This is a genomic window from Actinomadura sp. KC216 (genome assembly GCF_004348535.1).
In the GTDB taxonomy this organism is placed as follows: Bacteria; Actinomycetota; Actinomycetes; order Streptosporangiales; family Streptosporangiaceae; genus Spirillospora.
Genome location: NZ_SMJX01000292.1, coordinates 1 through 10251, shown reverse-complemented (window position 1 = coordinate 10251; position 10251 = coordinate 1). Strand labels below are relative to the sequence as shown.

7 protein-coding genes are annotated in these 10251 nt (G+C 69.4%); 5 read left to right on the top strand and 2 right to left on the bottom strand.

The annotated features are described in order from the left end of the window. Nucleotides 1-448: 448 nt before the first annotated feature. From E1264_RS33885 to E1264_RS33865, 5 genes are all read left to right on the top strand, one after another. On the top strand, nucleotides 449-1441 hold the full coding sequence (locus E1264_RS33885) for an ABC transporter permease (RefSeq protein ID WP_132180121.1): 993 nt from the start codon (nucleotides 449-451) through the stop codon (nucleotides 1439-1441). Nucleotides 1442-1487: 46 nt separating this feature from the next. Then, on the top strand, nucleotides 1488-3257 hold the full coding sequence (locus tag E1264_RS33880) for an ABC transporter substrate-binding protein (protein WP_207936576.1): 1770 nt from the start codon (nucleotides 1488-1490) through the stop codon (nucleotides 3255-3257). A gap of 104 nt (nucleotides 3258-3361) precedes the next feature. Further along, a complete protein-coding gene (locus tag E1264_RS33875) occupies nucleotides 3362-4375 on the top strand; it encodes an ABC transporter permease (protein WP_132180119.1) in 1014 nt (337 codons plus the stop codon). Continuing rightward, nucleotides 4375-5442: an ABC transporter ATP-binding protein gene (locus tag E1264_RS33870; protein WP_132180117.1), complete on the top strand. Its 1068-nt coding sequence runs from the start codon at nucleotides 4375-4377 to the stop codon at nucleotides 5440-5442. The genes E1264_RS33875 and E1264_RS33870 overlap by 1 nt, the downstream gene beginning before the upstream one ends. A gap of 26 nt (nucleotides 5443-5468) precedes the next feature. Then, nucleotides 5469-6578 carry an ABC transporter ATP-binding protein gene (locus E1264_RS33865; protein ID WP_132180115.1) on the top strand — a complete coding sequence of 370 codons (1110 nt, stop codon included), beginning with the start codon at nucleotides 5469-5471 and terminating at the stop codon, nucleotides 6576-6578. A gap of 108 nt (nucleotides 6579-6686) precedes the next feature. Here the strand turns inward: E1264_RS33865 and E1264_RS33860 are convergent, their stop codons facing one another. Both E1264_RS33860 and E1264_RS33855 read right to left on the bottom strand, forming a co-directional pair. Beyond that, the gene (locus E1264_RS33860) at nucleotides 6687-9188 is read right to left on the bottom strand and encodes an FtsX-like permease family protein (RefSeq protein WP_243711330.1); all 2502 of its coding nucleotides are present in this window, start codon (nucleotides 9186-9188) and stop codon (nucleotides 6687-6689) included. Beyond that, nucleotides 9185-10036, bottom strand: coding sequence for an ABC transporter ATP-binding protein (locus E1264_RS33855; protein WP_132180113.1), 852 nt, complete (start codon nucleotides 10034-10036; stop codon nucleotides 9185-9187). The genes E1264_RS33860 and E1264_RS33855 overlap by 4 nt, the downstream gene beginning before the upstream one ends. Between the last annotated feature and the right edge of the window lie 215 nt (nucleotides 10037-10251).

Genomic DNA, 10251 nt, shown 5'->3' with positions numbered 1-10251 from the left:
GGGGCGTCCCGGCCCGCCGGTGTGTGACCGGCCCGTCCGCGCCGTTCCCGTGCCATGTCCCCGTGCGGTGCCCCGTCCCGCGTCACGATCCGTGGTGACCGCGCTTGACCTGCGGAGGAACGGTCTCGGAACGGACTCAGTACGATAAAGCTTTCTGGTCTAGACCGGCTTCGTGTTGCCTGCCGGGGTAGTGGCGTACGTACTATTCGGGCGATTTGTCCGACGGGATGTCCGGACGCATGTTGCCCAGATGACGACGAGATCACAAGTCAGATACGGGTACTGGCGAAGGTCGCTTCACGGATGGACAGTCGTGCCCGAAGGGCTACCTTTCCCTTCAGCGAACGCGGCGTGACGGGCACAGGGGCCGGCGGATGATCTCCGCGGTCGCCGGTCGGACGCCGGCGGCATGGCCGAACCAGTGGCCGGACGGTAGGAGGTATGGAGCGTGGCCGCACCCATCGAGGTGACCGGGTCCGACAAAGAGGCTCAGCCGGAATCGGTGCTGGCCGGCGTCGACCGGAAGAAGATCCAGGGGCGCTCCCTCGGGCAGATCGCCTGGATGCGGCTCAAGCGCGACAAGGTCGCGCTCACCGGCGCTGTCGTCGTGATCCTCCTGATCCTCGTTGCGATCTTCGGTCCGTACTTCGTCCAGGACCCGCTGAAGTACCACCAGAACCTGATCGACCCGACCTACAACCGCCCGAAGTACGGCTTCTGGCACTCGGGCATCAGCAGTGACCACTGGCTCGGCGTCGAGCCCGGCTCCGGCCGCGACATGCTGGCCCGCATCGTCCACGGCGCCCGGATCTCGCTGCTGGTCTCGTTCCTCGCGACCCTGATGTCGGTCGTCATCGGCACGATCCTCGGCATCATCGCCGGGTACTTCGGCGGCTGGGTCGACACCATCATCAGCCGCGCCATGGACGCCTTCCTCGCCTTCCCGCTGCTGCTGTTCGCGATCGCGCTGGTCGGCGTCGTCGCCGACGGGGCGTGGGGGCTGAGCGGCAACGGGCTGCGCGTGTCGGTGCTGGTCGTGGTCATCGGGTTCTTCAACTGGCCCTACATCGGCCGCATCATCCGCGGCCAGACGCTGTCGCTGCGCGAACGCGAGTTCGTCGACGCGGCGCGCAGCATGGGCGCCAGCAACTCCTACGTCCTGTTCAAGGAGATCCTGCCGAACCTGGTCGCGCCGATCCTGGTCTACTCGACCCTGCTGATCCCGACCAACATCCTGTTCGAGGCGGCGCTGTCGTTCCTCGGCGTCGGCGTCATCCCGCCGACGCCGTCGTGGGGCGGCATGCTGACGCTCGCGGTGCCGATCTACGAGTCGGACCCGATGTACATGATCATCCCCGGTATGGCCATCTTCATCACCGTCCTCGCCTTCAACCTGTTCGGTGACGGGCTGCGGGACGCTCTCGACCCTCGGTCCAAGTGACTCGGGTTTCTTTCGGACCCGTCTAATTGAAGGGGTGCGCCTGCACATGAACAAGATGAGACCGTTCGCGGTCCTCGCGGCCGGGGTGCTCGCGGCCGCGGGGCTCGCCGCCTGCGGCGGCGGCGAGGACGATGGCGGCACGGGCAGCGGCCCGGGCTACAACGCCGGCGTCAACGAGGTCGTCAACAAGTCGGACAAGAAGGGCGGGACGCTCAAGCTCGCCAGCTCCGACGACTGGGACGCGCCTGACCCCGGCAACACCTACTACGCCTTCTCGCAGAACTTCGCCCGGCTGTACGGCCGCGGCCTGACCACGTTCGACCCGAAGGCCGGCGACGCCAGCCTGAAGGTCGTCCCGGACCTGGCGACCGACCTCGGCCAGGCCAGCGACGGCGGCAAGACCTGGACGTACAAGCTGCGTACCGGCGTCAAGTACGACGACGGCACCACCGTCACGTCCAAGGACGTGAAGTACGCGGTCGAGCGCAGCAACTTCTCCAAGGAGCTGCAGAGCGGGCCGAAGTACTTCAAGCAGTACCTGGTCGACAACGACCCGCCGTACAAGGGCCCCTACGAGGACAAGAGCGAAGAGGGCCTGAAGTCCATCGAGACCCCCGACGACCAGACGATCGTCTTCCACCTGAACGAGCCGTTCCAGGAGTTCGACTACCTGGTCGCGATGTCGCAGACGATGCCGGTGCCGAAGGCCAAGGACACCGGCCTGAAGTACGAGTCCGCGATCGTCTCCAGCGGCCCGTACAAGGTCGACAACTACACGCGCGGCAAGTCGATGACGCTGTCGCGCAACCCGCACTGGAACCAGAGCACGGACCCGATCCGCAAGGCGCTGCCCGACAAGATCGAAGTCCAGCTCAAGCAGAACGCCGACGACATCGACCAGCGGCTGCTGGCCGGGTCGCTCGACGTGGACATCGCCGGTGTCGGCGTCCAGTCCGGCACCCAGCCGAAGGTGCTGGCCGCCGAGCAGAAGCCGTACGTGGACAACCCCGTCCAGGGCTTCCTGCGGTTCATGTCGCTGAACGTCAACGTCAAGCCGCTGGACAACATCAACTGCCGCATCGCCGTGCAGTACGCGACCGACAAGGTCGCCGCGCAGACCGCCTACGGCGGCCCGCTGGCCGGCGGTGACGTCGCCACGACGGTGCTGCCCCCGACGGTCGCGGGCTACAGCAAGTTCGACCTGTACCCGCAGAAGCAGGCCGAGGGCGGCGGTCTCGACCAGGAGACGCTGGGCAAGGCCAAGCAGGCGCTGCAGCAGTGCGGCCAGCCGAACGGCTTCAGCACCAAGATCTCGGCCCGGTCGGACCGGCCGAAGGAAGTCGCGATGGCGCAGGCCATCCAGCAGAGCCTGGCGAAGGTCGGCATCAAGACCGAGATCGTGCAGTTCCCGGCCGGTGACTACTTCTCGAAGTACGTCGGCGTGCCGAAGTACGTCCACGACCACGGCATCGGCATGATGATCATGGCGTGGGCGGCGGACTGGCCGACCGGCTACGGGTTCCTGCAGCAGATCGTGCACGGTGAGGCCATCAAGCCGTCCGGCGGCAACAACCTCGCCGAGCTCGACGACCCGAAGGTCAACAAGGCCCTCGACGACGCCATCCAGAACCCGGACGAGGCGGCCCGCCTGAAGGCCTACGGCGAGGCCGACAAGCTGGTCATGCAGACGGCCGCGGAGGTCCCGCTGGTCTACGCCAAGGCCCTGATGTACAGGCCGAAGCGTGTCACCAACGCGGGGATCACCTACTCCTACGGCGGAATGTACGACTACCTCAACATGGGCGTGACGGAGTAACACCCCGCTCGACCATGCGTCCCTCTGAAGGCAGGTGAAGGCGACGCCCGCCGGCCGGGTCCGGACCTACAGGTCCGCCCGGCCGGCGGGTGGGGCCGAGCATTTTGTTCGCATACATCATCCGGCGGCTCATCGGCGCCGTCGTCATGCTGCTGCTGGTCAGCCTGGTGACCTTCGGCATCTTCTTCTGGCTGCCGAAGCTGGCGGGACAGACCACCGACCAGATCGCGGCCGGGTTCGTCGGGAAGGCGCCCACCCCCGACGCGATCCAGGACACCAAGGAACGGCTCGGCCTCGACGACCCCGTCCTCGTGCAGTACGGCGCCTACCTCAAGGGCATCGCCGTCGGCCGCGACTACAAGGCCGGCCCCGTCACCGACCACTGCCCGGCGCCGTGCTTCGGGTACTCGTTCCGCAGCAGCCAGCCCGTCCGCGAGACGCTCCTCGACCGGGCCCCGGCGACGGCGTCGCTCGCGCTCGGCGCCGCGGTCATCTGGCTCGTCGGAGGCATCGCCATCGGCGTCGTCTCGGCGCTGCGGCGGGGGAGCCTCTGGGACCGCGCGGCGATGGTGATCGCACTGAGCGGCGTGTCGCTGCCCATCTACTTCACGGGCCTCGTGTCCCTGGCGCTGTTCTCCTACAGCATCGAGATATTTCCCGGCGGTGGGAGCTATACCAGCCTCACCGCCAATCCAGTGAAATGGTTCCAGGCGCTGGTGCTGCCCTGGGTGACGCTCGCGTTCCTTTACGCGGCGATGTACGCGCGGCTCACCAGAGCGGGCATGCTGGAAACGATGAACGAGGACTACATCCGAACAGCCCGGGCCAAGGGCCTGCCGGAGAAGACCGTCGTGACCAAGCACGCGCTGCGCGCGTCGCTGACCCCGATCATGACGGTGTTCGGCCTCGACCTCGGCCTGCTCCTCGGCGGCGCGGTGCTGACCGAGAGCACGTTCGGCATCCCGGGCCTCGGCCGCCTCGCGATCGACTCGATCCGCAGCGGCGACCTGCCGATGGTGCTCGGCGTGGTGCTGATCACGTCGGTGTCGATCGTGGTGATCAACCTGATCGTCGACCTGCTGTACGCCATCGTCGACCCGAGAGTGAGGCTGGGCTGATGACCGGCACCGCGCCCACCGCGGACAAGACGGCCACCGGCGAGGCTCCCGAGGCGTTCCTCGAGGTCCGCGACCTGAAGATCCACTTCCCGACCGACGACGGGCTGGTCAAGTCGGTGGACGGGCTGTCGTTCCAGCTGGAACGCGGCCGCACCCTCGGCATCGTCGGCGAGTCCGGGTCGGGCAAGAGCGTCACGAGCCTCGGCATCCTCGGCCTGCACAACAAGCGCAACGCCAACGTGTCCGGGGAGATCTGGCTGAACGGCAAGGAGCTCGTCGGCGCCTCCCAGACCGAGGTCCGCCGGCTCCGCGGCCGCGACATGGCGATGATCTTCCAGGACCCGCTGTCGTCGATGCACCCGTTCTACACGGTCGGGCACCAGATCATCGAGGCGTACCGGGTCCACAACGACGTGTCGAAGCAGGTGGCGCGCAAGCACGCCATCGACATGCTCGGCAAGGTCGGCATCCCCAAGCCTGACAAGCGGGTCGACGACTACCCGCACCAGTTCTCCGGCGGCATGCGGCAGCGCGCGATGATCGCGATGGCGCTGTCGTGCGACCCGGAGCTGCTCATCGCCGACGAGCCCACGACCGCGCTGGACGTGACCGTCCAGGCGCAGATCCTGGACCTGATCCGCGACCTGCAGCAGGAGTTCAACTCCGCCGTCATCATGATCACCCACGATCTGGGCGTGGTCGCGGAGCTGTCGGACGACATCCTGGTGATGTACGCGGGCCGCTGTGTCGAGTACGCCTCCGTCGACAACGCCTTCCACCGGCCGCTGCACCCCTACACGTGGGGGCTGCTCGGCTCGATGCCGAGGCTGGACCGCGAGCGCACCGAGCGGCTGCTGCCGATCGTGGGGTCGCCGCCGAGCCTGATCAACGTGCCGTCCGGGTGCGCCTTCCATCCCCGCTGCCCCTACGCGGACATGAACGACGGCAAGAGCACGACGGAACGGCCCGAGCTGATCGAGCTCGAACCCGGCCACAAGGCGGCGTGCCATCTGCCGCTGGACAAGCGCCGGGAGATCTGGGCCGACGAGATCCGGCCGAAGCTGTGACGAGCACGGGTGGGAACGAGACTGTGGTGAGCACTACGAAGACCCCGGCGGAGGGGACCCGTCCCGTCCAGGAGGGCGAGACCCTCCTGGAGGTGGAGAACCTCGGCAAGCACTTCCCCGTCACGGCGGGGCTGCTGCGCCGGCAGGTCGCGGCGGTGAAGGCCGTCGACGGCGTGTCCTTCTCCGTCCGCAAGGGCGAGACCCTCGGGCTGGTGGGGGAGTCGGGCTGCGGCAAGTCCACCACCGGCCGGATGATCATGCGGCTCCTCGACCCGAGCTTCGGGAAGATCGTCTTCGAGGGGCACGACATCACGAAGATGTCGCAGGCCCGGCTCCGGCCGCTCCGCCGCGACCTTCAGATGATCTTCCAGGACCCGTACTCGTCGCTGAACCCCCGCAAGACGGTCGGCGCGATCGTCGGCGCCCCGTTCAGGCTGCAGAACATCGAGGCCAAGCAGGGCGTGAAGAAGGCCGTCCAGGAGATCCTGGAGCTCGTCGGCCTGAGCCCGGAGCACTACAACCGGTACCCGCACGAGTTCTCCGGCGGGCAGCGGCAGCGCATCGGCATCGCCCGCACCCTGGCCCTCAAGCCGAAGCTGATCGTCGCGGACGAGCCGGTGTCGGCGCTGGACGTGTCGGTGCAGGCGCAGGTCGTGAACCTCCTCGAAGACCTCCAGGACGAGCTCGACCTCACCTACGTGGTCATCGCGCACGACCTGTCGGTGGTGCGGCACATCTCCGACCGCGTCGCCGTCATGTACCTCGGCAAGATCGTCGAGCTGGCGGACCGGGCCGACCTGTACGAGCGGCCCATGCACCCCTACACCAACGCGCTGCTGTCCGCGGTGCCGATCCCGGACCCGTCCCAGCGGAGCGAGCGCAAGCGGATCCGGCTGCAGGGCGACGTGCCGAGCCCGCTCGACCCGCCGCCCGCGTGCCGGTTCCACACCCGCTGCTGGAAGGCGCAGGACATCTGCAAGCAGGTCGAGCCGCCGCTGGTGGAGCTCAGCCCCGGCCACCAGGCCGCCTGCCACTTCCCGGAGAACACCACGGTCAGCGCCACCGACGCGGTCGCCAAGGCCGCCGTCGCGCAGACCCCGGCGCCCGCCGACGACCCCGCCGAGCCGACCGCCTGACCGATCGACCGGCCGGCCCCCCGGCCGCGCGAGTTCGTTCGCTCCATTATGCGAAAGACCCGGCCGCTCCGCGAGGAGCCGGCCGGGTCTTTCACGTCCCCCGCCGGGTCACTCGGTGGCGATGGCCTTCAGGACGTCCATCCGCCCGGCCCGCCACGCCGGCCACAGCGCCGCCAGCACACCGATCGCGGCCGCGACCACCAGATAGACCGCGAGCGTCCCGTACGGGACGGCGAGGACGCCGAGGCCCTGGTCGGCCAGCGCGTTCTGCAGCGCCGCGCCGAACGCGACCCCGATGCCCATGCCGAGCACCGCGCCGAACACCGCGATCATGATGGACTCCAGCCGGATCATGCGGCGCAGCTGCCGCCGGGAGATCCCGATCGCGCGGAGCAGCCCGATCTCCCGGGTCCGCTCGATCACCGACAGCGCCAGAGTGTTGATCACCCCGACGGCCGCGATGATCACGGACATGACCAGCAGGATCGTCAGGAACGTCACGAACCCGTCGACCTGCTTGCGGGCGTCCTCCTTCAGCGCCGACTGGTCGGACACCTTCAGGTTCGGGTAGTCCTTCAGCGCCGTCTCCAGCGCGGTCTTCGTCGCCGCGGTCGCCGCCGCCGCGTCCACCACGATCGTGGCCACGGTCGGGTTGACGGTGTGCCGCAGATACACCTGCGGGGACACCAGCCGGCTCCCGATCAGGTCGCTCTTGGTGTACACGCCGGTGACCGTCAGCCGCTCGGTCTTCCCGTCGGTGAACTGCACCGGCACCGCGGAGCCGACCTTCCAGCCGTTGTCCTTCGCGGTCTCCTCGTCGACCATCATCCCGGCGTCGCCGAGGCCGGCGTTCCCCGACACCATCTTCAGCTTCGCGGCCTTCACGACCATGGCGCCGTCGGCGGCGGTGTACCAGGTCTTCTCCCCGGCGATCTTCGCGTCGCCCTCGTAGGCGGGCGACGCGGCGCTCACCCCCGGCACCGCCTTGATCCTCTCGGCGGCGCCCGCGGCGACCCCGCCCGCGCCCTCCGACTCGATCAGGTAGTCGGCGCCGAACTGCGCGTCGATCTGGTCGTCGATCGACGCCCGCATCGTCGCGCCGAGCACGTTCACCGTGGTGATCAGCGCGAGGCCGATCATCAGCGCGGCGGCGGTCGCGGCGGTGCGGCGCGGGTTGCGCAGCGCGTTCTGCCGCGCCAGCCGCCCCGGCGACCCCATCAGCCTCGCCGCCGGCGCGCCCAGCACCCGCAGCACCGGGACGCTGATCACCGGCGCGAGCATCGCCACGCCGATGAACACCGCGAACGCGCCCGCGCCCACCGGGATCACCGGGTCGCCGCCGTTGCCGGCCAGGCCCGCGCCGATCAGGCCCGCACCGGCCAGGGTCAGCAGCGACCCGAGCGCGACCCGGACCCGCAGCGACCGCTGCGGCAGCGCGACGTCGTCGCGCATCGCCGCCACCGGCGGGATCTTCGCGGCGCGCCGCGCCGGGAAGTACGCCGACACCACCGTCACCACGATCCCGACCACGTACGACCAGATCACCGGCGTCGCGGTGAACGTCAGGCCGCCGTCGCCGGCGTCCCCGACCTGCGACTGCAGCATCGTCGCCAGGCCCGCCCCGGCCACCAGCCCGAGCGTGGACCCGACGATCCCGACCGCGATCGCCTCGCCGATCACCGCCCGCGTCACCTGCGCGCGGGCCGCGCCGACCGCGCGGAGCAGCGCCAGCTCACGGGTCCGCTGCGCGACCAGCATCGAGAACGTGTTGAAGATGATGAACGCCCCGACGAAGATCGAGATGAGCGCGAACACGAGCAGGAACGTCCGGAAGAAGTTCATCATCGCGGCGATGTCGCTCTTGGACTCCTCGCGGAGCTCCTCCCCGGTGACGGCCTCCATCCCGGCCGGCAGCACCTTCGCGACCCGGTCGCGCAGCTCCGCCTGCGACGGGCCCGACGACCCCATCTCGATGTCGCTGAAGTAGCCGGGCTTCAGCATCAGCTTCTGCGCGGTCGGGGTGTCGAACGCGGTAAGCGTCGCGCCCATCAGGTTCCCGGCGTCGACGAGGCCGACGAGCCGCATCCGCTGCGGCGGGCCCATGGTGAGGACCTGGACGGTGTCGCCGACCGCGAGCCCGCCCTTCTCCGCGGTCCGCTCGTCGACGATGACCTCGCCCGGCCCCTGCGGCGCGCGGCCCGACGCCAGGTCGTAGGTCCCGCTGCCGTTCCAGTTCGAGCCGATCTGCGGCGGGCCGTTCTGCGGGGTCCCGACGACCTTGCCGTCCTTGCCGACGACCGCCGCGTACCCGGTGACGTTCCCCTTCGGGTCCTTGACGCCGTCGACGCCCTCCAGCGCCTTCAGCACGGTCGCCGGGACCGGCTGCGCCGCCATCCCGTCGTCGTCGCCCTCCAGGACCTTCTTGGCGCGCACGTCCACGGCCACGTTCGTGCCGATCCGGCTGAACAGGTCGTCGAACTGCTTGTTCATGCTGTCGGTGAAGATCAGCGTGCCGGCCACGAACGCCACGCCGAGGATCACCGCGACGGCCGTCAGCACCAGCCTGATCTTGTGCGCCGCGAGGTTGCGGAGCGTGACCTTGCCCATCATCGCGCCGCGACCCCCGGCCCCTGCGCGTCGGGCCGCCCGGGCTGCGCGGCGGGCTGCGCGGCCCGGGCCGCGCCGGTCTCGAAGCCCTTCATCCGCTCCAGCACCCGCTCCGCCGTCGGCCCCTCCATCGTGTCGACGATCTGCCCGTCGGTCAGGAACAGCACCTGGTCGGCGTACGCGGCCGCGGACGGGTCATGCGTCACCATCACGATCGTCTGCCCCATGCTCCGCACCGAGTCCCGCAGGAACGCCAGGACCTCCGCGCCGGACCTGGAGTCGAGGTTTCCCGTCGGCTCGTCCGCGAAGATGATCTCGGGGCGGGCGGCGAGCGCGCGGGCGCACGCGACCCGCTGCTGCTGCCCGCCCGACAGCTCCGACGGGCGGTGCTTCAGCCGCGGCCGCAGATCCACCGTGTCGATCACCGTGTCGAGCCACTCCCTGTCCGGCTTGCGACCGGCGATGTCCATCGGCAGCGTGATGTTCTCCAGCGCCGTCAGCGTCGGGACCAGGTTGAACGCCTGGAACACGAAGCCGACCTTGTCGCGCCGCAGCCGCGTCAGCTGCTTGTCCTTCAGGCGGGTCAGCTCGGTGTCGCCGATGAACACCTCGCCGGAGTCCACCGAGTCCAGGCCCGCCATGCAGTGCATGAGGGTCGACTTCCCGGACCCGGACGGGCCCATGATCGCGGTGAAGCGGCCGCGGGGAATGCCGACCGTGACCCCGTCGAGCGCGACGACCTGGGCGTCGCCGCGCCCGTACACCTTCGCGATCCGCTGGGTCCGTGCGGCGAAGTCGCCCGCCCCGGGCGCGGTGCGCGCGCCGGCGGTCGATGGGGCGGTGTTCGTCACGTGAAACTCCCATGTGTAAGTGAGCGGGACTGGTTGCACGTCGCGATCGCGCCGTTCCCCCCGGCGATCCGACGTTCAAAACAGTAGAAGGCGAACGATCTCGTGTGATGCGCCTCAGGAACGGACTTGCCGGTCCACCCCTGGCAGTAGACGGGCCCCTCCGGTCGTACCAGCGGAGTAGACCCGCCCGCCCGGAAGGCGGGGGCCGCCTCAGG

Bases quoted from the DNA above. Each gene is read 5' to 3' on its own strand.
- E1264_RS33880 (WP_207936576.1), top strand. From the start codon at position 1,488: ATGAACAAGATGAGACCGTTCGCGGTCCTCGCGGCCGGGGTGCTCGCG.
- E1264_RS33860 (WP_243711330.1), bottom strand. From the start codon at position 9,188: ATGATGGGCAAGGTCACGCTCCGCAACCTCGCGGCGCACAAGATCAGG.
- E1264_RS33870 (WP_132180117.1), top strand. From the start codon at position 4,375: ATGACCGGCACCGCGCCCACCGCGGACAAGACGGCCACCGGCGAGGCT.